General features: G+C 65.3%; 20 protein-coding genes and 2 tRNA genes. 14 read left to right on the plus strand and 8 right to left on the minus strand.

All coding sequences use genetic code 11. The features are described 5' to 3' along the window. The first annotated feature begins 23 nt into the window (after nucleotides 1-23). Complete coding sequence (locus J3485_RS12975; RefSeq protein ID WP_206952942.1) at nucleotides 24-302, plus strand: hypothetical protein; 279 nt, start codon at nucleotides 24-26, stop codon at nucleotides 300-302. Then, entirely contained in the window at nucleotides 302-784 is a 483-nt protein-coding gene (locus J3485_RS12980) for a GNAT family N-acetyltransferase (protein ID WP_206952945.1), read from the plus strand. Before J3485_RS12975 ends, J3485_RS12980 begins: the two co-directional genes overlap by 1 nt. A gap of 107 nt (nucleotides 785-891) precedes the next feature. Here J3485_RS12980 and J3485_RS12985 read toward each other — a convergent pair whose 3' ends face one another. The 5 genes from J3485_RS12985 to pncB form a co-directional block, all read right to left on the minus strand. Then, the gene (locus J3485_RS12985; protein ID WP_206952946.1) at nucleotides 892-2,382 is read right to left on the minus strand and encodes a DNA recombination protein RmuC; all 1,491 of its coding nucleotides are present in this window, start codon (nucleotides 2,380-2,382) and stop codon (nucleotides 892-894) included. Then, nucleotides 2,379-3,368: a 2-hydroxyacid dehydrogenase gene (locus tag J3485_RS12990; RefSeq protein ID WP_206952947.1), complete on the minus strand. Its 990-nt coding sequence runs from the start codon at nucleotides 3,366-3,368 to the stop codon at nucleotides 2,379-2,381. Before J3485_RS12990 ends, J3485_RS12985 begins: the two co-directional genes overlap by 4 nt. 19 nt (nucleotides 3,369-3,387) lie before the next feature. Beyond that, nucleotides 3,388-4,833, minus strand: a complete 1,446-nt coding sequence (locus J3485_RS12995; RefSeq protein WP_309477042.1) for a sodium:proton antiporter — start codon at nucleotides 4,831-4,833, stop codon at nucleotides 3,388-3,390. Nucleotides 4,834-4,998: 165 nt separating this feature from the next. After that, on the minus strand, nucleotides 4,999-5,670 hold the full coding sequence (locus J3485_RS13000; RefSeq protein ID WP_206952949.1) for a LutC/YkgG family protein: 672 nt from the start codon (nucleotides 5,668-5,670) through the stop codon (nucleotides 4,999-5,001). 101 nt (nucleotides 5,671-5,771) lie between these two features. After that, nucleotides 5,772-6,968, minus strand: a complete 1,197-nt coding sequence (gene pncB / locus J3485_RS13005) for a nicotinate phosphoribosyltransferase (protein WP_206952950.1) — start codon at nucleotides 6,966-6,968, stop codon at nucleotides 5,772-5,774. Between the two features lie 244 nt (nucleotides 6,969-7,212). Between pncB and fdxA the strand changes: the two genes are divergently transcribed. The 12 genes from fdxA (at nucleotide 7,213) to fumC (ending at nucleotide 17,304) form a co-directional block, all read left to right on the plus strand. Further along, nucleotides 7,213-7,536 (plus strand): ferredoxin FdxA, encoded by a 324-nt coding sequence (gene fdxA, locus J3485_RS13010; protein WP_206952951.1) that lies wholly within the window; start codon nucleotides 7,213-7,215, stop codon nucleotides 7,534-7,536. Nucleotides 7,537-7,674: 138 nt separating this feature from the next. Then, nucleotides 7,675-7,750: transfer RNA gene (locus tag J3485_RS13015), tRNA-Asn, on the plus strand. A gap of 85 nt (nucleotides 7,751-7,835) precedes the next feature. Next, nucleotides 7,836-7,911: transfer RNA gene (locus tag J3485_RS13020), tRNA-Asn, on the plus strand. Between the two features lie 222 nt (nucleotides 7,912-8,133). Continuing rightward, on the plus strand, nucleotides 8,134-8,625 hold the full coding sequence (locus tag J3485_RS13025) for a CreA family protein (protein WP_206952952.1): 492 nt from the start codon (nucleotides 8,134-8,136) through the stop codon (nucleotides 8,623-8,625). 50 nt (nucleotides 8,626-8,675) lie between these two features. Further along, nucleotides 8,676-9,566 (plus strand): helix-turn-helix transcriptional regulator, encoded by an 891-nt coding sequence (locus J3485_RS13030; protein ID WP_206952954.1) that lies wholly within the window; start codon nucleotides 8,676-8,678, stop codon nucleotides 9,564-9,566. A gap of 137 nt (nucleotides 9,567-9,703) precedes the next feature. Then, entirely contained in the window at nucleotides 9,704-10,447 is a 744-nt protein-coding gene (locus J3485_RS13035) for an AzlC family ABC transporter permease (protein WP_206955794.1), read from the plus strand. Then, on the plus strand, nucleotides 10,444-10,767 hold the full coding sequence (locus J3485_RS13040; RefSeq protein ID WP_206952956.1) for an AzlD domain-containing protein: 324 nt from the start codon (nucleotides 10,444-10,446) through the stop codon (nucleotides 10,765-10,767). The genes J3485_RS13035 and J3485_RS13040 overlap by 4 nt, the downstream gene beginning before the upstream one ends. A 270-nt stretch (nucleotides 10,768-11,037) precedes the next feature. Then, the gene (locus J3485_RS13045; protein WP_206952958.1) at nucleotides 11,038-11,811 is read left to right on the plus strand and encodes a DUF4088 family protein; all 774 of its coding nucleotides are present in this window, start codon (nucleotides 11,038-11,040) and stop codon (nucleotides 11,809-11,811) included. A 276-nt stretch (nucleotides 11,812-12,087) separates the two neighbouring features. Further along, nucleotides 12,088-12,309, plus strand: coding sequence for an RNA-binding S4 domain-containing protein (locus J3485_RS13050; RefSeq protein ID WP_206952960.1), 222 nt, complete (start codon nucleotides 12,088-12,090; stop codon nucleotides 12,307-12,309). A 143-nt stretch (nucleotides 12,310-12,452) separates the two neighbouring features. Next, nucleotides 12,453-13,841: an MATE family efflux transporter gene (locus J3485_RS13055; RefSeq protein ID WP_206952962.1), complete on the plus strand. Its 1,389-nt coding sequence runs from the start codon at nucleotides 12,453-12,455 to the stop codon at nucleotides 13,839-13,841. Between the two features lie 362 nt (nucleotides 13,842-14,203). Next, nucleotides 14,204-15,835 carry a phospholipase D family protein gene (locus J3485_RS13060; RefSeq protein WP_206952964.1) on the plus strand — a complete coding sequence of 544 codons (1,632 nt, stop codon included), beginning with the start codon at nucleotides 14,204-14,206 and terminating at the stop codon, nucleotides 15,833-15,835. 71 nt (nucleotides 15,836-15,906) lie between these two features. Continuing rightward, complete coding sequence (gene fumC / locus J3485_RS13065; RefSeq protein WP_206952965.1) at nucleotides 15,907-17,304, plus strand: class II fumarate hydratase; 1,398 nt, start codon at nucleotides 15,907-15,909, stop codon at nucleotides 17,302-17,304. A gap of 63 nt (nucleotides 17,305-17,367) precedes the next feature. On the opposite strand, the gene J3485_RS13070 is transcribed toward fumC, so the two are convergent. The 3 genes from J3485_RS13070 to J3485_RS13080 all read right to left on the minus strand — a co-directional run bounded on the left by J3485_RS13070 (nucleotide 17,368) and on the right by J3485_RS13080 (nucleotide 20,361). Next, entirely contained in the window at nucleotides 17,368-17,871 is a 504-nt protein-coding gene (locus tag J3485_RS13070) for an acyl-CoA thioesterase (RefSeq protein ID WP_206952966.1), read from the minus strand. 55 nt (nucleotides 17,872-17,926) lie between these two features. After that, nucleotides 17,927-18,988 (minus strand): GlxA family transcriptional regulator, encoded by a 1,062-nt coding sequence (locus J3485_RS13075; RefSeq protein WP_374192422.1) that lies wholly within the window; start codon nucleotides 18,986-18,988, stop codon nucleotides 17,927-17,929. Nucleotides 18,989-19,095: 107 nt separating this feature from the next. Continuing rightward, complete coding sequence (locus J3485_RS13080; protein WP_206952967.1) at nucleotides 19,096-20,361, minus strand: MFS transporter; 1,266 nt, start codon at nucleotides 20,359-20,361, stop codon at nucleotides 19,096-19,098. Nucleotides 20,362-20,643: the final 282 nt, after the last annotated feature.

Raw genomic sequence — 20,643 nt, forward strand, 5'->3', positions numbered from 1 at the left:
GTCTCTCAACGAGGCTTCAAAACATGAAAAAACAAATCCTATCGATCGCTCCCGGCCAGACCGCCAAGGCGCTCATCCTCGTCTACGTCATTTTCAGTACGCCGATCGTCTTGCTCGGCACGCTCGTCACGTACCTGCGCCAAGGATCGGTCGAGATCGGCACGATCTTCTTCAGTGCACTGCTGCTCAACGCGATCCTCGGGTTCGTGCTGCTCTGGATCGCCTGTCACGTCTACAACTGGGTGGCCGGACGCTTCGGCGGCATCGAAATCGTCCTGTCCGACGTGCCCGAGGAAGCGTGATGACAGACATCATTCGCAGCGCAACACCGCTCGACGCGAGCGCAATACTCGGCCTGATGCTCGAGTTGGCCGAGTACGAAAAGCTCACGCATTTGTTCGTCGCGACCGAAGACTCGCTGAGCGAAGCCCTGTTCGGCGCGCGTCCGGCCGTCGAAGCGCTCGTCGCCGAGCGCGACGGCCGTATCGTCGGTTATGCGCTCTACTTCCATAATTTTTCGACGTTCCTGAGCCGGCGCGGCCTCTATCTCGAAGACCTGTACGTGCAACCCGCACTGCGCGGCGGTGGGCTCGGCAAGGCGCTGCTGCGCCGCGTCGCGGCGATCGCCGTCGAGCGCCGATGCGGGCGCTTCGAATGGTCGGTACTCGACTGGAATCAGAGCGCTATCGATTTCTACACGAAGATGGGCGCGACCGTGTTGCCCGATTGGCGGATCGTGCGCGTCACCGACGACGCGTTGAGCCGATTGGCCGGCGCAGCCTGAGGCAGTTACCACCGGGCGCAAGCGCGGGCAGGCGTGGGCTCCACCCTCGAGGCATTGGCCCCACGCGCAGGCCAGCCGTCGTGCCGCACCCGCGCACGCCCATACGTTCAGGCATCGGGCTCTTGGAGCCCCGCATAGGCGTCGCCCAGCAAGCCTTCCGTTTGCTCGCCGGGCAGCGCTTCGACTTCGCGTAGTTTCGTGCTCATGACCCGAGTGCGCCGTTCGGCCGCTTCGATCGAACGCGTCACCGTCTCGAGCTGCGATTTCGTCTTTGCCAAAACATCGCCGAATTTGCCGAACTCCGTTTTGACCGCACCGAGCACCTGCCAAACCTCGCTCGAACGCTTTTCGATCGCGAGGGTGCGAAAACCCATCTGCAAGCTGTTCAAAAGCGCCGTCAATGTCGTGGGCCCCGCAATCGTCACGCGGTACTCGCGCTGTAATTGATCGGTCAGCCCCGGGCGGCGCAGTACCTCGGCATACAGCCCCTCGGTCGGCAAGAACAGCAGCGCGAAATCCGTCGTATGGGGCGGCGCCACGTACTTTTCGGCAATCGTGCGTGCCTCGTTGCGCACGCGCGTTTCCAAAGCGCGCGACGCTTCGTCGACGGCCGCCGGATCGGCGCGATCCTGCGCATCGATCAAGCGTTCGTAATCCTCGCGCGGAAACTTCGCGTCGATCGGCAGCCAGACGGGCGCCGTCGTACCCTGCCCGCCGCTGCCCTCGTTGCGCCCCGGAAGCTTGATGGCGAATTCGACGCGCTCCCCGCTCTTGGGCACCGTCGCGACGTTCTTCGCGTACTGATCGGGTGTCAGCATCTGCTCGAGCAGCGCCTCGAGCTGCACTTCTCCCCAGGTGCCACGTGTCTTCACGTTCGACAAAACCTTCTTCAGATCGCCGACACCGGCCGCGAGCGACTGCATTTCGCCGAGCCCCCGATGCACTTGCTCGAGCCTATCCGAGACGAGTTTGAACGACTCGCCGAGCCGCTGCTCGAGCGTCGCATGCAGCTTTTCGTCGACGGTGCGGCGCATTTCATCGAGCTTGGTCGCATTGTTCGCCTCGATGTCCTTGAGCCGCGCCTCGAGCGTCGCGCGCACTTCGGCGAAACGCCGGTCGTTCGCTTCGACGAGTTGCGCCAGTTGCTGCGAGAGCGTATCGCCGAAGCGCTTGAGGGCAGACGCCTGTTCGTCGCGCGATTCGTGCGCGTGCCGTTGCAAGCTGTCGCGCATCGCGTCGAGTTGGGTCGCGTTCGTTTCCGTGAGTTGCGCAAGGCGCTTGGCAAAGCCCTCGATTTGCTGATTCTGCACGGCGGCCACGCTCGTCAATTGCGCGGCGAGCGTCTGCTGGAACTGCGCGAAACCGCCCCCAAGCTCGGCGCGCGAGAGGCGCGAGGTTTCAGCGAGCTCGCCCCGCAACTCGCGTTCGAGCCGCTCATAAGCGCGGGCCTGCGTTTGCCCCCCCGTCTCGATGCGCTCGCCCAGCTCGGCGAGCGTCGCACCGACGTTCGCGCGGCCGGCGCTTCTGATCGCCAACGCCAGGGCGATCGCCAACAGGATGACGGCAATGGCCAGCGCCGTAAGGAGGATCGTCGTCATGAACGCGTACGTCCCAAGACTGCGGGGTTGATCGGATTAGGCGGCTGGCCCGCGCGCGGCCCCATGCCAAGCGCGGCGATGAGATTGTCGGCCGCGAGATTCGCCATCGACCGTCGCGTGGCTTCGGTCGCACTCGCGATATGCGGCGTGAGCACGACGCTCGGCGCGGACAGCAGCCGCGGGTGCACATTCGGCTCGCCTTCGAAAACGTCGAGGGCAGCGGCGGCAATGCGCCGCTCATGCAGCGCATCCGCCAGCGCCGCGTCGTCGACGATGCCGCCGCGCGCAATATTGGTCAACGTGGCCGTGCGCTTCATCAACGCAAGTTCGGCCGCGCCGATCGTATGGTGGCTTTGAGCGCTGTACGGCACCACGATCACGACGTGATCGGCCTGCCGCAGCAAATCTTCTTTCGACAGGTACTGCGCGCCGGTTTCGGCTTCGATCTGCGGCGCGACGCGCGAGCGGTTGTGATAGACGACGCGCATCGAAAAACCGAGCGCACGGCGTGCGAGCGCCTGACCGATTCGCCCCATGCCGATGATGCCGAGCGTCGAGCCGTATATGTCTGTGCCGAGAAAACCGTCGTAGCGCCAGGCGCCCCACTTGCCCGCGCGCAGCCAGTGTTCGCTCTCGGTCATGCGCCGCGCCGCCGCCATCATCAGCGCCCAGCCGAAATCGGCCGTCGCTTCGTTGAGAACGTCGGGCGTGTTCGTCGCGATCACGTTGGCGGCATTGAACGCTTCGATATCGAAATTGTTGTAGCCGACGGCCATGTTCGCAACCGCACGCAACCGCGGCGCCGCCGCGAAAATTGCGGCGCCGATGGGATCGCCGGCGGTCAGCGCGCCGTCCTTGTCGGCGAGCCGGCGCGCGAGCTCGTCGGGCGGCAGCGCGGGCCCGTCGTTCCAATCGACGTCGAAGTACTGCGCGAGGCGCTCGACGACATCGGGAAAAATCGGACGCGCAACGAGAATCTTTTGCATGGAGTGTCTCCTTCCGCAATCAAAAAAACAGCCACGTCGTCAACAGAAACACCGGAATGAGCACGGCGGCCGACCATCCGAGGTAGCCGAAAAAGCTCGGCATGCGCACGCCGCGCGACTCGGCGATTGCTTTGACCATGAAGTTCGGCGCATTGCCGATGTAACTGTTCGCGCCCATGAACACGGCGCCCGCCGAAATGGCCGTGAGCGTCGAGGCCCCCGTGGTCATCAACGCGTGCGCATCGCCGCCCACGAGGTTGAAAAACACGAGGTACGTCGGCGCGTTGTCGAGAAACGACGACAGGATACCCGTCGCCCAGAAATACATGGCATCGATCGGCCGCCCGTGCGCATCCGTCACGAGTTGCAGCAGGGGTGCGAACGCGCCGCGCTCGCCCGCGCGCAACATCATCACTACCGGGGCGATCGTGATGAAGATCGCCGCGAAGAGCTTCGCCACCTCCTCGATGGGCGCCCAGTTGAACGCATTGCCCGTGCGCGCCGTGCGCGGCGTGATCACGAGCGAGACGAGCGTCAACAGCACGAGCGCGGCATCGCGCACGACGTCTTGCAGCGCGAGATGCGCCCCCGGCACGTCGAATACGATGCCTGGCTTCCAGAGCCCACTCATCAAAACGAGCCCAATCACGAGCGCCAGCAGCACGAAGTTGCGCTTGCCCTCGATGACGATGCGAACCGAATCGGGCGTCGGGTCGAGGTTGGGGGCGCGCTTTTCGCCCGCGCGACGGTAGAAGTAGGCATCGAGCGCATAGAACATCACGAGCAGCAGCGCGCAGATGAACGACATCGGCAAAGCCAGATGGGACGTCGTCCAGAAGAAACCCACCCCGTTCAAGAAACCGAGAAACAGTGGCGGATCACCGAGCGGCGACAGCGAGCCGCCGACGTTCGCCACGAGAAAGATGAAGAAGACGAACACGTGCACGATGTGCTTGCGGTCGTCGTTCGCGCGCAGCAACGGCCGGATCAGCAACATCGCGGCGCCGGTCGTGCCCATGATGCTCGCGAGCGCCGTGCCGAGTGCGAGCAGCGCCGTATTGACGCGCGGCGAACCATGCAGGCTGCCGCGCACGCAGATACCGCCCGCCACCGTATAGAGCGCTGTCAGCAAGACGATGAACGGGGCGTATTCGGCAACGATCGCGTGGACGAACGCCAGCGCGGCGGCGCCTAGACCGAATGCGTATGCGAACGGCGCGAGAAATGCGATCGCCCATGCGGCCGCGATCTTCCCGAAATGGCGATGCCAGAACGCGGGCGCGACGAGCGGCAGCAGCGCGATCGAGAGCAAGATACCCGCGAACGGCGCAGCCCAGTGCGGCCCCAGCGCCGCACCGTCGGGTATTGCAGCCGTCGCCGCGGACGCGCCCGAGGACCAGAGCACGATCGTCGATACAAAAGCACTCGCCGCCGCCTTGCGTACGCAAGCGGCCCCTCGTTGAATCATGAAATCCCTCTTGGGTGACGAACCGGCGTGATGAACCGGAACGATGAGCCGGAACGATGAGCCGGCGTTGTGAAGCGGAACGGCGAAGCAGGTTGTAAAACGGGCGCTGAGCGGGCTATAGGGTAGCTTGCACCCCGCGACGCAACGGCGCCGGCGCTCCGCTCAACCGCCACGCACGACGATCGCGTGCACGCGGTACGGACCGTGTGCACCGAGCACGATGGTTTGCTCGATATCGCCCGTGCGCGAAGGCCCCGAAACGAAATTCACGGCCCGTGGCAACTCGCCGCGCTCAGCGCGCATCAGCGCGAATGCCTCCTCGTGCCCGGCCACGATACGCGACGCGGGTACGACTGCAATGTGCGTCTCGGGCAACAGTGCCATCGATGCTTCTGTTTCAGGCCCCGACAGCAGCACGAGCGAGCCTGTCTCAGCCGTCGCGCAAAAGCACCCCGTGATGCCGACGAGATCGCCGTTCTCGGGTTTGCGGAATTCGACCGCGAGGCCCGCCGGCTCCCACGGTAGCGCTTGCAGCACGGCCCAGGCGACGACGCGCGGCGTAACGCCGAGCTGCGCCAAATAGCGTGCGGCGGCGGCAGGTACCTCGTCGAGCGATTCCACGAGTTCGACCGTGCTCGCCATGAGCCGCGCTTCTTCGACGAAGCGCGTGGTGAGCCCCTCCCGATCGGCCGGCAACTCCGGACGCGGCCCCGGCGGATGCCGCGCGAGGTAATCGGCGACCGCCTCGTGCTCGCTTCGCTCGGGCACGGCCGAACGGCCCGACGCCGCGCGGATTCGCGCCAGAATGTTGCGTCGTGCCGCCGATGTATCCATCGCACTCTCCATCATGAAGCCGAATGAATGGACGATTATACGGGCCTTCTTTTTTGGGATACATCGGCCGAACGGCCTGAACGACGCCTCGACGCGACGCCTCAATTCCCGCCGTCGTCGACCGCCGTTTCGATCCCGAAGACTTGCCGCAGGTAGGCCAGATAGGCCTTGTCGTCGCACATGTTCTTGCCGGGCGTATCGGAGAGCTTGGCGACGGGCTGCCCGTTGCAGCGAACCATCTTGATCACGATCTGCAGCGGGCTGTAGCCGAGGTCGTTCGTGAGATTCGTGCCGACGCCGAAAGCGAGCCTGCAACGGCCGCGAAAACGTTCGTAGAGCTGCAGCACTTTCGGGATATCGAGCGCGTCGGAGAAGACGAGTACCTTCGTGCGCGGATCGCAGCGGTTCTCCTCGTAATGGCGCAGAAGCTGCTCGCCCCATTCGAACGGATCGCCCGAATCGTGGCGCGCGCCGTCGAACAGCTTGCAAAAGTACATGTCGAAGTCGCGCAGGAACGCCTTCATGCCGTAGACGTCCGACAGCGCGATGCCCAAATCGCCGCGGTACTCCTTCGCCCAGACTTCGAAGCCGTACGTCTGCGAATCGCGCAGCCGGGGGCCCAGCGCCTGGCACGCCTGCAGATACTCGTGAGCCATCGTGCCGAGCGGCGTCAAGTCGTGCTTCTTCGCGTAGAACACGTTGCTCGTGCCCGCGAACTGCTCGCCAATGCCGGCCATCAGGGTGAGGATCACTTCCTCGTGCCAGCGTTTCGAGAAGCGCCGGCGCGTGCCGTAATCAGCGATCTTGCAATCGGCGAATTCGGGGCGCGCGCCGAGCAGCGCGACCTTTTCGCCGAGACGCTCGCGCCCGACCACGTAATCGGGCTGGCGCTGCGTGTTGCGGAAATAGACTTCGTTGACGATGGCGAGCACGGGGATTTCGAACAGGATCGTGTGCAGCCACGGGCCCTCGATCGCAATCTCGATTTCGCCGTTCCTTTTGGCCGACGCCTCGATCGAGATGTACTTCTCGTTCAGATGGAACAACGCCAGGAAATCGACAAAGTCGCTCTTGATGAAGCGCATCCGCCGCAGATAGTCGAGTTCGTCGTCGGTGAAGCGCAACTGACAGAGCTTGCGTACCTCGTCGCGAATCTCCTCGACGTAGGGCGTTAGATTCACGTTCGGCGTGCGGCAGCGGAAGCGATATTCCACGTGGGCCGCGGGAAACTGATGCAGGACCACCTGCATCATCGTGAACTTGTAGAGATCGGTGTCGAGCAGCGAGGTGATGATCATGGTTTCAACCGAAGCGCGGTCAGGCGGCGCGGCGCCCGCCTCCGAGGGATCGCCGCATGTTACCCCAACGGGCGGCCCGAGGCGTGCAGGCCGGCCCGGATCGAGGCCCGCCTCCCCCATAAACTAATCACGAATCGATCTAAGCGGCGCCAATCCCCTTGGTGCATCGGGGCCAGGGCATTACGTTACAATACACGTTTTGCTAATTCGGCATTTCCCCCAGATATCCTGCAGGAGCTTTTGAATGACTCACGTTGTGACCGAAAGCTGCATCAAATGCCGCTATACCGACTGCGTCGACGTCTGCCCGGTGGACTGCTTTCGCGAAGGTCCCAACTTCCTCGCGATCGACCCCGATGAATGCATCGACTGCGCCGTGTGCGTCGCTGAATGCCCGGTAAATGCGATCTACGCCGAGGAAGACGTGCCCGGCGATCAGCAGCAATTCACGCCGCTGAACGCCGAACTGGCGAAAGTCTGGCCGAGCATCACGAAGACGAAGGCGCCGCTGCCCGAGGCCGACCAGTTCAAAGACCTGCAAGAGAAGCTCCAGTACCTCGAGCGATAACGGGATGCCGCTGCGGCGCGCCGGTGCGACGCCCTGCTGCTGCGGTCGCGTCCGGTGCGCTCGCCATCATGAAGATGTCTCTGGGTATTGACAGGGCGAGAACCGGTCCATAAAATCTCGCTTCTGTGCTGTTGTTGTTCCCCGATAGCTCAGTCGGTAGAGCGCCGGACTGTTAATCCGTAGGTCCCTGGTTCGAGCCCAGGTCGGGGAGCCAAAGAATGAATGGAAAAGCCCGTTCGCCATAACGGGCTTTTTTACGCGGTGGCCACGCCGCAAACGCTTTCACCGTAGCACGTTGTTCCCCGATAGCTCAGTCGGTAGAGCGCCGGACTGTTAATCCGTAGGTCCCTGGTTCGAGCCCAGGTCGGGGAGCCAAGAGCTTCATGCAAAAGGGCCCGTCGTATCGTCGACGGGCCCTTTTGCTTTTGACGGCACCGATTTTTAACGGCACCGATCGAGGTCGGCTGGGCGTCGGCCATACGGCCTAGACACGGGCGTCTGCCCGATATGATACCGTTTGCTTTACTTCGCGCCGCCCGCTCGCGCGGTGAATCGCCGCAAAATCGGTTGCAAAATCGCCAGCTCGCCCCGCTCACCATGAATCGCTTCATCCCTTTACTGCTTCCGATCATCACGGGCGCTTGCGCCGCGCTCGCCTGCGCCGCGCTGCCTGCGCACGGCGAGGAAGTCGGCAGCGTCAACACGAATTTCCATATCACGGGCTCCGATCGCGTCGTCGTCGAGGCCTACGACGATCCGGACGTCACCGGCATCACCTGCTACGTTTCCCGCGCGCGCAAGGGCGGCATCAAGGGCACGCTCGGTATCGCCGAAGATCCCACCGAAGCGTCGATCGCCTGCCGCCAAGTCGGCCCGATCAAATTCGCGGGCCCTGTGAAGCGGCAAGCCGACGTCTTCACCGAGCGCATGTCGCTGATCTTCAAGACGCTGCACGTCGTACGGATCGTCGACGCCAAGCGCAACGCACTCGTCTACCTAACGTACAGCGACCGCATCGTCTCGGGCAGCGCGAAAAACAGCGTCAGCGCCGTTCCATTGCCGGCGGGGACGACGGTCCCGCTGCGCTGACGCGCGCACATCGCCTCCGCCGCCGACCGCCCGCCGCCGAGAGAACAGCCATGGACGAGCCCCGCTTCGACGATCACGCCCGCTATTGGCGCTCGCCGCTCGTGCCCGGCGCGGACATGCTCACGGCCGAGTATCGCGAGCACGAGTTCTCGCCGCACTGGCACGAGGCATACGCCGTGCCCGTCATCGAGGCCGGCGCCGAGATGTACGCCTATCAGGGCGCGCACCATGTGGCCGAGGCGGGAACCGTACCCGTCATCAACCCCGGAGAAGTCCACACGGGATCGCGCGCGATGGAGGGCGGCTGGCGCTATCGCGTGTTCTACCTTCCCGTCGATTTCATCGGGCAGCTCGCCAGCGAAATCGCATCGGCGCCGCAGCCGATGCCTTGGTTTCCCGTCGACGTCATCCGCGATGCCGATCTCGCGGCACGCGTCGCCCGAGCGCATCGACTGCTGGAAGGGCTCAGCGCTTCGACTACGGCCGGCGGCGCTGCCGGCGGCAATCCGCTAGGCGGCGATCCGCTCGCGGCCGAGACGGCCTTCGTCGATGCGATGTCGACGCTCATCGCACGGCACGCGCTCCATCACCCGGCGGTGCGCAGGCCGAACATCGATCCGCCGCGCGTCGCGCTGATGAAGGAACGGCTCGCGGCCGACCTCACCGCTCCGCTCAGCCTGAGCGAGCTTGCGGCGGATGTCGGCCTGTCCCCGTTTCACGCTGCGCGCCTGTTCACGCAGGCGACGCGCATGCCGCCGCACGCTTGGCGCAACCAATTGCGGCTACAGCGCGCGCTCGCGCCGCTGCGCGAAGGCGTGACCGTTGCCGACGTGGCTGCCGCCTGCGGCTTCACCGATCAAAGCCACTTCACGCGGCACTTTAGGCGCATGTTTGGTGTGCCGCCGGGCCGCTGGCAAGCGGGCGACGCCGCCGCGCGCTGAGCCGCGCCCTCCAAAGCAAGAACGTACAAGCGCCGCCTATCGCGCCAACGCTATCCTGCGCGCAGTAGGAGGAACGTCCCTTGAAACCGCGCACCCCGCTCAACGAATTCATCGACGGCGCCCGCGACACGATCCCGATGATGATCGGCGCCGCCCCGTTCGGCGTCATCTTCGGCACGCTCGTCACCGCCGGCCCGCTCCACCTCTGGCACGGCCAGTTCATGTCGCTTGCCGTCTTTGCCGGCTCATCGCAATTCATCGCGCTCGGGTTGATCGCGGGGCATGCCGGCTTCGCCGTCGTCTGGGCGACGACGCTCGTCGTCAATCTGCGTCACGTGCTTTACAGTGCGACGCTGGCTCCGTATGTCGCACGCCTGCCCGTACGCTGGCGGCTCGCGCTGGGCGGCCTGCTCACCGACGAAGTGTTCGCCGTCTCCTATTCGCACTATCGGCACGCGCCACCCGGGCAAATCGGTCCGCACTACTTCCTCGGCTCGGGCCTCGCGATGTACGTCAATTGGCAACTCTGGACGCTGGCCGGGCTCCTGTTCGGCGCGGCCTTCCCTCGGCTGCAGTCGCTGGGGCTCGATTTCGCGATGGTCGCCACGTTTATCGCGATCGTCGTGCCGCAACTCGTTTCGCTGCGCTACATCGCGTCCGCCGCGACAGCGGGCATCGTCGCCCTCGCGTGCGCCGCCTTGCCCTACAAGCTCGGCTTGTTGGCGGCAGTAGCGGCGGGCGTCGCCGTTGGCGTGGCGCTCTCGCGGCCGCGGGCAGCCAGCGGCGGCACGGGTCGCGGCCGGCAACCGCCTCACGCCGGCAACGCCGATCGCACCGGACAGACCAAAGGGGTCGAGCGCGCCGCCGAGGCCGCATCATGAACTACGCCGTTCTCATCCTCGGCATGGCCGTCGTCACGTTCCTGATTCGCTCGACCGTATTCTTGCTCGGCGAACGTGTCGCATTCCCGCCGCTCGTGCGCACCGCGCTCGGATTTGTCCCGGTCACCGTGCTGACGGCCATCATCGTGCCGATGGCCGTCACGCCCCATGGCGGTGCGCCGGAAATCACCTGGCGCAACCCTCAGCTCGTCGGCGCGCTCATCGCTTGCGCCGTCTCCGCCCTGACACGCCGGCCGCTATTGACCATCGCGGTCGGCCTCGCGGTGTTTTTCGCCTGGCAAGCACTGGTCGTGCACTAATTCTTCGAAGACACCCTCGGCCAAGCCTCAAGTTCCGCGCGTATTCGCCGTTAATCAGACGAAGCGCGTTTCTTGGCCGTGCGGCGAAGGGGCGCACCGACGCTCGGCGTCGGTAGCGGCAGGCGACGCGCTATGCAAAAAACCGTGAGGTGTGCCGGGCGTCGTGCCGGGCCGCTCGTTTGGGCGTCGCGCCGGCTCCGCCCGTAGGGCGCCTCTGCGCGAAACGCCGCGGCGCCGTCCCGGCCGGGGCGCGCGCGATCAGGACAAGCCATGGGTCAAATCACCCTTTCTCTTCGCGAAGAGACGATTTCTACGCTGCACAAGGACTTCGAAGCCTTCGTGCGCGTATCGCTCAAGCTCGACCCGCAGTTCGCGACGCCTTCGTTCGAAGACTTCCTGCGCGCGAAGCTGCTCGACAACATGATGCCGCTGACCGAGCACGCGGTGCAGCGGATGCTTCAAGGCGGCCAATACGCCTGGGCCAAGCGCACGTTGGAGAAGGAGTTCCCCGACGTCGTGGCGATCCTCATGCGCCAGGCCGAGGAGTTCGGATTCAGCTTCGCGGTGCGCTCCGAATGGACGCCCGACGAGATCGCCAAAGCCGCGCGCGACTGGGCGACGGCCATCGTCAAGGAAGCCGGCGGCGACGCCACGCTCGTGGACCCGCTGGCGGCGCAGATCAAATCGACGGCGCGCGACATCCAATCGCTCGAGGAAAAGATGCAGACGCCCGCTTGGCGGCTGGCCGAATCGCTGCGTCAGCGTGTCTACGAGGCGAAGATCGCGTGCGAGACGACCGTTGGCAGCACGGCGCGCGAAAAGCTCGGCGAGTTGCGCGGCCTGCTCAGGCTCGGGCTGGCGCACGGCTCGTTCCAAAAGCAGGAGGCGCAGCAGATCATGGAATATCTGCGGCTGCTCAAGCCCGAGATCTTCGTCGAAGAGCCATACGACATCTTTTCGCGCATGGCAGCTTGGATGCGCAACTTCTTCATGCCGCCGGCCCGGCCCGCCCAGCCTCGCATCGAGCCGCGCCGCCCCCGCTGAGCGGCACGAGTCTCGGCCCGGTCGGCGCGGCACGGACACACCGCCGATCACATGGAAACACGGCGCGACGATCGATCGGACGAACTAGGGAACGAGAAAACACTGAGAAGCGCCGACCCGGCTGGCGAGGCCGAATGGCGACCATGCGTACTGTATAAACACACAGCATCGGCCCGCGAGCGCCGGGGCAAAAAATGCGCGAGACGGTTCACTCGGCCGCTCGAGTGACTTATGATGCGTGCCCTAATCGCTTTTCGTCGCCCGCCGGCGTTCGCCATGGCCAATCTCAATTTCACGCTCACGGGCGACCACGTCGAATTGCACAATCTGCTCAAGCTGATGGGCCTGGCCGACACCGGCGGCGTGGCCAAGATGCTCGTCGCATCGGGCGAGGTGAAGGTCGACGGCCGTGTCGAGTTGCGCAAAACGTGCAAGATCCGCGCGGGCCAAGTCGTGATGCTCGGCGACACGCGCATCGCGGTTCACGAGCCCGGCTGACGCCCGCGGCACGCACCTTTGCCCGAACGACGGCCCCGCGCCATCGACAGGCGAGCGCCGAAGCAATAAGCTCTTTCTTTCCGACGAAAACAATATGGGCGCGCGCCATGCGCGAGCGCCCGCCGCGCCTCGCTCGCTTAGCCATGTCCGAGTCCACGTTCACACGGGCCGCCGCCACGCCGGCCCCGCCACCGCTTTCGCGCCACGCGGCCGACACCGCGCGCCTGGCCGCCCCGCTCGCGATCGCGCAGTTGTCGCAGATGGCGATGGGCGTCACCGATACGATCCTGCTCGGCTCGCTCAGCGCCGACGCGCTCGCGGCGGGCGGCCTTGGCGCGGGGATCTTCTTCGTCATCGTCACGCTGCTGCAAGGCGTGCTCAGCTCCGTGAGCGTCACGGTGGCCAACGCGCGCGGCGCGCAAGCCGAGCACCGCGTGCCGCACATCTACTGGACCGGGCTTGCGCTATCGGTACTGCTGGCCATACCCGCCTTCGTGCTGCTTTCGTTCGCGCAGCCGATCCTGCTCGCATTCGGAGAGCCGGCCGCGCTCGCGCGCGACGTCGGTGCCTACACGGGCGTGCTGCGCTTCGCATCGCTCGGCAGCCTGATCGGCGTCGGCATGATGCGCGCGTTCCTGCCGGCCATCGGCGCGGCCAAGCGCCTGCTGTGGGTCGCGCTGGCCGGCGTCGTCTTCAACGGCGTGCTCAACTACGGGCTCATTCACGGCGCATACGGCTTGCCGAGGCTCGGCATGCTCGGCTCGGCCACGGCGACGACGATCACCGTCTGGCTCAGCGCGATCACGCTCGTCGCGCTGCTGCACGGGCGGTCGAGATTCAAGCATTTCGTCGTAGCAAAACGGCCGACGATGCCGCTCATGAGCGAGTTGTTCGCGATCGGCTGGCCCGTGGCCATCACGTACGGCGTGGAGTCCATGCTGTTTCTCTGCACGGGCCTACTGATCGGCCTGATCGGCGAGAAGCCGCTCGCCGCACACCAGGTTGCGATGAGCGTCGCCTCGGTCACGTTCATGGTGCCGCTCGCGATCGGTCAAGCGGCCAACGTGCGCGTCGGCTACTGGATGGGCACCGGCAATCGCGTCGCCGCGCGCCATGCGGGCTTCGTCGCACTCGGGCTCGGCGTCGCCTATATGTCGATGACGGGGCTGCTGTTCATCGTCGCGCCACGCGCCATCATCGGCCTTTACCTGAAGCTCGACGACCCCGCCAACGCGCAGACGGTCTCGATCGCCGCTTCGCTGCTCGGCGTCGCGGCGGTTTTTCAGATCGTCGACGGCATGCAAACCATCGCCTCCGGCTGCCTGCGCGGGCTCAAAGATACGCGCGTGCCGATGCTGGCGGCCGCGTTCGGCTACTGGGGCGTCGGCTTTCCCACCGGCTACGTGCTCGCGTTTCATGCGGGGCTCGGCCCGCGCGGCCTCTGGTGGGGGCTCGCGGCTGGCCTCACGAGCGTCGCGGTACTGATGACGCTGCGCTTCGCGCGCCGCACACGCCACCGGCCCGACGCCTAGATAAGCAAAGCATTCTTTGTTGGTTGGCCAGCGCCCGCAATCGCCCTACGATTAGCACCGACTCTTCTGACAGGGTATTCGGCTCGCCCAATCGGCGGGCCATTTTTTTATCCGCTAAAGGTTCGGCTCACTCGCGTCGGCGCACGCGTATGCTTGGCACGTGTCATGCGTTCACTTCCAATAAAATGCGGTTATTGGTGCCGGTACGAGCCTCTGTTGCGTCCGGCCAGTCCGTCAGCAAGGAAGAGTCCGACGTGTTCCGAGAGCCATGGCCGCGGCCCCGCGCCGCCTTGCATCAGCCTCCGTGCCGCGGCGCGGTGCGCTCGCATTCCGGGCGCGCGTCGAGCGTCGCGCGCCTTGACATGCTCGACGTTGCGCGCCGGATTGCCCTCGTCCTCATCACCTGCCTCACGGGCCTCATGGCCGCTTGTACCACGCTGCCGTCGGCGACGTCGCTCAACCGCCCCACCACCTACGCGCTGACGGACCCCGGCGCGACCCAGCTCGGCCGCGCGCTGGCCCCGCTCGTCGCGGCACACGAAGGGCAATCGGGCTTTCGGCTGCTGACCGATGGCACCGACGCGCTGCAAATGCGGATTGCCCTCGCGCGCGCGGCCACCAAAACGCTCGATCTGCAGTACTACATCGCGGACGAAGACACGACGGGCCGGTTGCTGCTCGCCGCGGCGCTCTATGCGGCCGATCGCGGCGTGCGCGTGCGCATGCTCGTCGACGACCTGAACTTCGACGACACCCATCATTTGATGGCTGGCCTCTCGACGCATCCGAACATCGAAGTGCGCATCTTCAATCCTTACGGCAGCACGCGCTCGAGCCTGTTCGCGCGCACCGAAACGTTCGTCACGCGCATCGATCGCTTCACGCACCGCATGCACAACAAGGCGATGATTGCCGACGGCGAAGTCGCGATCGTCGGCGGCCGCAATCTCGGCGACGAGTACTTCAGCGCCAGCCCGAAGCTACAGTTCCGCGACCTGGACGTGTTCGCGGCGGGCCCGATCGTCGCGGACGTATCGAAGAGCTTCGATGCGTTTTGGAACAGCGCGGGGGCCTATCCGTTGAAGGTCGTCGACAAGGAAAGCTACGCTGCCGCCGATCTACGGGCCGCCCGGGCGGCACTGCGCGCACATTGGAACGCGCAAGCGCAGGCCGTCGGCGCCAAGCCGTTGCGCGCCGCGCCGCTGTGGCAGCAGATCGCGCACGAGCAAATGGGACTCGTGTGGGCGAGCGCAACGCTCAGCGTCGACCCACCGAGCAAGATCACCGCCCCCGACGACGATTACCGCAGCCCGCCGATGCACCGTCTAGCCGAACTGCTGCGCGGCGCGCAGCACGAGGTGCTGTTGCTCTCGCCGTATTTCGTTCCGCACGATGCCGGCGTCAAGCTGCTCTCGGAGCTTACGCACCGCGGCGTGCGCGTGGCCGTCGTAACCAACTCGATGGCCTCGACCGATGCCGTCGCCGTGCAAGCCGGCTACAGCCCCTATCGAATTCCGTTGCTGAAAAACGGCGTCGAACTCTACGAGTTTCAGCCACTGCAGCGCGCACACTCGCGCTTTTACTCGCGCTTTTTCGCCGGCTCCGAATCGCGCGCGAGCCTGCATGCCAAGGCATACGTGATCGATCGCCGCACGCTCGTGATCGGTTCGATGAACTTCGATCCGCGCTCGGCCCACTTGAACAGCGAACTCGCGCTCGTCATCGACAGTCCGATCATCGCGGGCGAAGTGGCCAAGCTGATCGATCAGTCGATGTCGCCGAGCGTCAGCTATCGCGTCCGGCTCGCCACGCCGGAAGAACAAGCTCGGCTGCGCGCGTTCGGCGCGCCTGTCTCGGGCCTCGTCTGGACCGGCGACGAACAAGGCGACGCCGGCCCTTATTTGCGCACCTGGACGCTCGACCCCGAAGCAGGCCTCGTCCGCAATGCGCTCACGGGTCTATTCTTGTTGTTGCCGATCGACTCGCAGCTCTAGCGGCACCGCGGCGAGCCGCAATCATCCGACTTACCCTTCACGTAGCTTTTACGTACCGGAGCCGAAGCACCATGACAGCAGACCATCGCATGGAGCGCGACACGTTCGGCGAAATCGCCGTGCCGGCTGCGCGCTTATGGGGCGCGCAAACGCAACGCTCGCTGCTCAATTTCAAGATCTCGACCGAGAAACAACCGCCCGAACTCGTCACCGCGCTCGCCCTCATCAAGCGCGCCGCCGCCGAGGTCAATCTCGAACTGGGCGTATTGGCGGAGGACAAGGCACGCGCGATCATGCAAGCGGCCGACGAGATCATCGACGGCCGCCATGCGGACGAATTTCCGCTTGCGGTCTGGCAAACGGGTTCGGGCACGCAGACGAACATGAACCTGAACGAAGTCGTCGCCAATCGTGCGAGCGAGCTGCTCGGCGGCGAGCGCGGCGAAGCGCGCAAAGTGCACCCGAACGACGACGTCAATCGCGGGCAGTCGTCGAACGATGTCTTTCCGACGGCCATGCACGTTGCCACCGCGAATGCCATCGTCAAGCACTTGCTGCCGGCGCTGTCCACGTTACGCGCGACGCTCGAAGCGAAATCGCGGGCGTTCGCCGACATCGTCAAAATCGGTCGCACGCACTTGCAGGATGCGACGCCGCTGACGCTCGGCCAAGAGTTCTCGGGCTACGCGGCGCAACTCGCGCACGGCATCGCGCATGTCGAATCCGCGCTACCGCATTTGTACGAGCTGGCGCAGGGCGGCACGGCCGTCGGCACGGGGCTCAACGCTCACCCGCAATTCGCCGAGCGCGTGGCGGCGGCGATCGGCCGCTTGACGGGCCTGCCGTTCGTTAGTGCTCCTAACAAATTCGAAGTGATGGCGGCGGCCGATGCGCTCGTCTTCGCGCATGGCGCGCTGAAGACGGTGGCGGCGAGCTTGATGAAAATCGCCAACGACGTGCGCTGGCTCGCGAGCGGGCCACGCTGCGGCTTGGGTGAAATCGCGATTCCCGAGAACGAGCCGGGCAGTTCGATCATGCCGGGCAAGGTCAACCCGACGCAATCGGAAGCGGTCACGATGCTCTGCTGCCAAGTATTCGGCAACGACGTCGCGATCAATCTCGGCGGCGCGAGCGGCAATTTCGAACTCAACGTGTTCCGCCCGATGATCGCGCACAACGTGCTGCAATCGATTCGCCTGCTCGCGGACGGCGCGCAAAGCTTCAACGATCATTGCGCGGTCGGCATCGAGCCGAATCACGCGCGCATCGAAACGCTGTTGAACGAATCGCTGATGCTCGTGACGGCGCTCAATCCCCACATCGGCTACGACAAGGCCGCGCAGATCGCGAAGAAGGCGCACAAGGAAGGGACGACACTGAAAGCGGCGGCGCTGGCGCTCGGGTATGTGACCGAGGCGCAATTCGACGAATGGGTGCGGCCTGAGGCGATGACGGGGCGGCGGGAGTGAGGGGGACCGCTCGAGATCGATTAGGCTCGCTCGTCTTTGCTGCCGACCAAGCGAGCGCGGCGATCAAATACTGCCCTTCGCCATCTCTTCCGGCTTGAGTTCGACGATCGCATCGAGCGCGGCCTTGACGTCCATCGCATACTTCGCGACGCGCTTTTGCTCTTCCGTCTGCGGCTCGAACGTCGGAACGGGAATCGGCGTGCCGTTCTCGTCGACGGCAACGAACACCACGAGGCAATCGGTCGTCAAGCGAAGCTGTCCGCTCTTCGGATCGCCCGCATGCACGGTCACGTGGATGTGGATGCTCGTGCGGCCCGTCGCGACGACGCGCGCCCGCAACTCGACCAGATTACCGACGAGAATCGGCCGGCGAAAGCGGATATTGCCGACGCTGACCGTCACGCAATACCGGCCCGTCCAAACGGCCGCGCAAGCATAGGCCGTCTCGTCGATCCATTTCATCAGCGCACCGCCGTGCACCTTGCCGCCGAAGTTGACGGATGTGGGCTCGGCAAGAAAACGGAATGTCGTTTCCGAACGGTCCAAGGGGGTCGAGGGCGTGCTCATCGTGGCTCCGGTGGTGCGCGTTCGCGCGGCTGTGAAGGAGCCGATTATAAGGGCGCTACGTCGGCCCGGCGCGATCTCGCTTACCCTGCTCTCCCCCCGCCGTCAGGGGCGCGAACCGATCTCGATAGCTGAGCGGCGGCACGCCGAAGCGTCGGACGAATGCTCGTCGCAAATTCTGCTCGGTACCGAAGCCGCAATCGAGCGCGATCCGCTTCATGGGCCGACGCGATTGCGCGAGGGCGCGCGCGGCTGCCTCGAGCCGCAGCGCCTCGACGGTCTTCCCCGGCGTGCGCCCCACCGCCTCGACATAGCGCCGCGCAAACGTGCGCGCCGACATGCGAGCGTGATCGGCCAGCCGATCGACGGAAAGATCGTCGCGCAGGTTCGTCGCCATCCACGCATGCAGCGCATCGAACTCGCCGGCCGCGCCGTGCTGCACATCGAGCGTCGCGCTGAACTGCGATTGTCCGCCGGGACGCTTCATGAAGACCACGAGACGGCGCGCCGCTTGCATCGCGATCGCATGGCCGAAGTCCTCTTCGATCAACGCGAGCGCGAGGTCGATGCCGGCCGTCACGCCCGCCGACGTCCAGACGGCTCGACCGTCATGCACGTCGCGGATGAAGATCGGGTCGGCATCCACTTCGATGGAGGGGAAGTTGCGCGCGAGCTCGTCGGCACTGCGCCAATGCGTCGTCGCACGGCGGCCGTCGAGCAGGCCCGCGGCGGCCAGATAGAACGCGCCGACACAAACGGAACACACGCGGCGGATGCGCGGTGCCGCATGCTCGAGCCATTGAACGAGCTTCGGGTCGAGCACCATCCGATCGCACTCGAACGTGCCGGCAACGATGACCGTGTCGATCGGCTCATCGTCCAGCGCATCGAGCCGCTCGACGACCACCGGCAGCCCGACGTGTGTCGGCAACGTTCCGCCTTCGATCGACGCGACACGCGTTCGATAGGCGACAGGTTCGCCGTCCGCGCTTCTGCACGCCTGGCGCATCTCGAGTTCGGCTCGCCAAAACGCCTCGAGCGGACCGCACGCGTCGAGCAGCACGAGATGCGGTGCAACGGCAAACACGATTTGGCGGACAGGCGAGGCGGCCGGCATCATCGGTTAGGACTCCTTATGAATTGGGAAATCATCCGTTGCAACGGCAAGCATCGCGACGCGCGGCGCCGGTTGGCGCAAACTCGGGCAACGGCTCGATCTCGTTCGCATCACGACGTGCCCGCTATCGCAGCCGAACTCGTGCGCCTTCGCGACCACGCATAGACGAGCGTGGTGCACGCGGCCAGTCCAAGCGCCGGAAAAATCGCGACGTTCACGGCGCTCCAGCCGAAGTGCGCAAGCAACTGCCCGGCTGAGAGCGAGGCCAGCGCGGTGCAGGCGAACGTCGTGAACTCGCTCGTCGCCTGCGTCTTGGCTCGCTCGCTCGGGCGATACGACTGTGCGAGCAGTGTCGTGCCGCCGACGAACATGAAGTTCCAGCCCACGCCGAGGCACGCGAGCGCCGCGTAAAAGTGCGGCAAGCTCGTCGCCGATAACGCAATTGCGCCGCAAGCGGCAGACAGCGCGATGCCCGCGCCGATGACGCGCAGCACGCCGTAGCGCGCGATCAAACGCGCGGCGAAAAACGAAGGCGCGAACATGCCGACGAGATGCCATTGAATGATGCGCGCCCCGTCGCCGATGGTGTGGCCGCATTCGACTGCGGCGATCGGCGTGGCCGTCATCACGAACATCATGACCATATAGCCGAGCGCGTTGTTGGCGAGTGCTGCAACGAAAATCGGTTGCGTGACGATCTGCGCAAGCGGGCGCGGGCGCAGATCGTCTGCATGCGTCGAAGCGCCTGTCGAAACGGCCGTCGACGCGACAGGCGCAGCATCGCGATAGCCGATGAGTACGAGCGCCATCGACGCGAGGCCAAGCAGCGTCACGAGCGCATACGACCCGGCGAACGTGACCGGCGCGAGCCAATCGCGGCTCCATGCGGCGAGCGCGGGCCCGAGTACGGCAGCAACGACGCCGCCCGTCATCACCGTCGAGATCGCCCGGCTTTTCGACTGCGCATTGACAGCGTCGGCAGCGGCGAGCCGGTAGTACTGTGCGAATGCCTGAAAGACGCCAACCGTAGCCGTCCCGCAGCAGAACATCCAGAAGCTGTGCGCGAAGATCGCATGGACGGACATCGCGCCGCCCGCCGCACCGACGGCCGCGCCGAGCGCGAAGCCGGCGCGGCGGCCGATCCGCGCCATCAGGAAGGACGCGAAGATCGTCGTGAGCGCGGCGGCAACGGTAATCAGCGAAAACGGCAGCGTAGCGAGGCCCTTGTCGTCGGCGAGCGTGTAGCCGACGAGTCCCGTCAACGTGAGATCGATCGAGACCGAAGACGTGTAGAGCGCCTGGCACAGCGCCAGCACGCGTGCGTTGCGGCCGCCACTGTGGGCGAGGCCTAATCTGACGGGCGAGGAAGCAGGCATCGGCGAGCCTTCGAGTGATGAGGATAGACGTCATCTTCACCTGAGCCGAGATGGCAGAAATGCCAATGATGCATCAATTTCTGCCATTCGTGTCGGGCGACCGCGCGCCGCCGTCTATCCCGGGCACCGCCGTCGCGCTATTTATGGAACGTGACCCCTTCGTCGATCGTGCCGTACATGGTGATGCTGCTGCCGTCGTTTGCACTCGGCGCCCCGTTTTGCGCACATCCGAGGCATAGCCATGCAGCCAAAACGGCCGCCACCCACGCTTTCATCCCTATC

Source organism: Trinickia acidisoli, from assembly GCF_017315725.1.
Taxonomy (GTDB): domain Bacteria; phylum Pseudomonadota; class Gammaproteobacteria; order Burkholderiales; family Burkholderiaceae; genus Trinickia; species Trinickia acidisoli.

Coding starts and splice junctions, on each gene's coding strand:
- J3485_RS12975 (WP_206952942.1), top strand. CDS start 24: ATGAAAAAACAAATCCTATCGATCGCTCCCGGCCAGACCGCCAAGGCG.
- J3485_RS12980 (WP_206952945.1), top strand. CDS start 302: ATGACAGACATCATTCGCAGCGCAACACCGCTCGACGCGAGCGCAATA.
- J3485_RS12985 (WP_206952946.1), bottom strand. CDS start 2,382: ATGACGACGATCCTCCTTACGGCGCTGGCCATTGCCGTCATCCTGTTG.
- J3485_RS12990 (WP_206952947.1), bottom strand. CDS start 3,368: ATGCAAAAGATTCTCGTTGCGCGTCCGATTTTTCCCGATGTCGTCGAG.
- J3485_RS13000 (WP_206952949.1), bottom strand. CDS start 5,670: ATGGATACATCGGCGGCACGACGCAACATTCTGGCGCGAATCCGCGCG.
- pncB (WP_206952950.1), bottom strand. CDS start 6,968: ATGATCATCACCTCGCTGCTCGACACCGATCTCTACAAGTTCACGATG.
- fdxA (WP_206952951.1), top strand. CDS start 7,213: ATGACTCACGTTGTGACCGAAAGCTGCATCAAATGCCGCTATACCGAC.
- J3485_RS13025 (WP_206952952.1), top strand. CDS start 8,134: ATGAATCGCTTCATCCCTTTACTGCTTCCGATCATCACGGGCGCTTGC.
- J3485_RS13030 (WP_206952954.1), top strand. CDS start 8,676: ATGGACGAGCCCCGCTTCGACGATCACGCCCGCTATTGGCGCTCGCCG.
- J3485_RS13035 (WP_206955794.1), top strand. CDS start 9,704: ATGATGATCGGCGCCGCCCCGTTCGGCGTCATCTTCGGCACGCTCGTC.
- J3485_RS13040 (WP_206952956.1), top strand. CDS start 10,444: ATGAACTACGCCGTTCTCATCCTCGGCATGGCCGTCGTCACGTTCCTG.
- J3485_RS13045 (WP_206952958.1), top strand. CDS start 11,038: ATGGGTCAAATCACCCTTTCTCTTCGCGAAGAGACGATTTCTACGCTG.
- J3485_RS13050 (WP_206952960.1), top strand. CDS start 12,088: ATGGCCAATCTCAATTTCACGCTCACGGGCGACCACGTCGAATTGCAC.
- J3485_RS13055 (WP_206952962.1), top strand. CDS start 12,453: ATGTCCGAGTCCACGTTCACACGGGCCGCCGCCACGCCGGCCCCGCCA.
- J3485_RS13060 (WP_206952964.1), top strand. CDS start 14,204: ATGCTCGACGTTGCGCGCCGGATTGCCCTCGTCCTCATCACCTGCCTC.
- fumC (WP_206952965.1), top strand. CDS start 15,907: ATGACAGCAGACCATCGCATGGAGCGCGACACGTTCGGCGAAATCGCC.
- J3485_RS13070 (WP_206952966.1), bottom strand. CDS start 17,871: ATGAGCACGCCCTCGACCCCCTTGGACCGTTCGGAAACGACATTCCGT.
- J3485_RS13075 (WP_374192422.1), bottom strand. CDS start 18,988: ATGATGCCGGCCGCCTCGCCTGTCCGCCAAATCGTGTTTGCCGTTGCA.
- J3485_RS13080 (WP_206952967.1), bottom strand. CDS start 20,361: ATGCCTGCTTCCTCGCCCGTCAGATTAGGCCTCGCCCACAGTGGCGGC.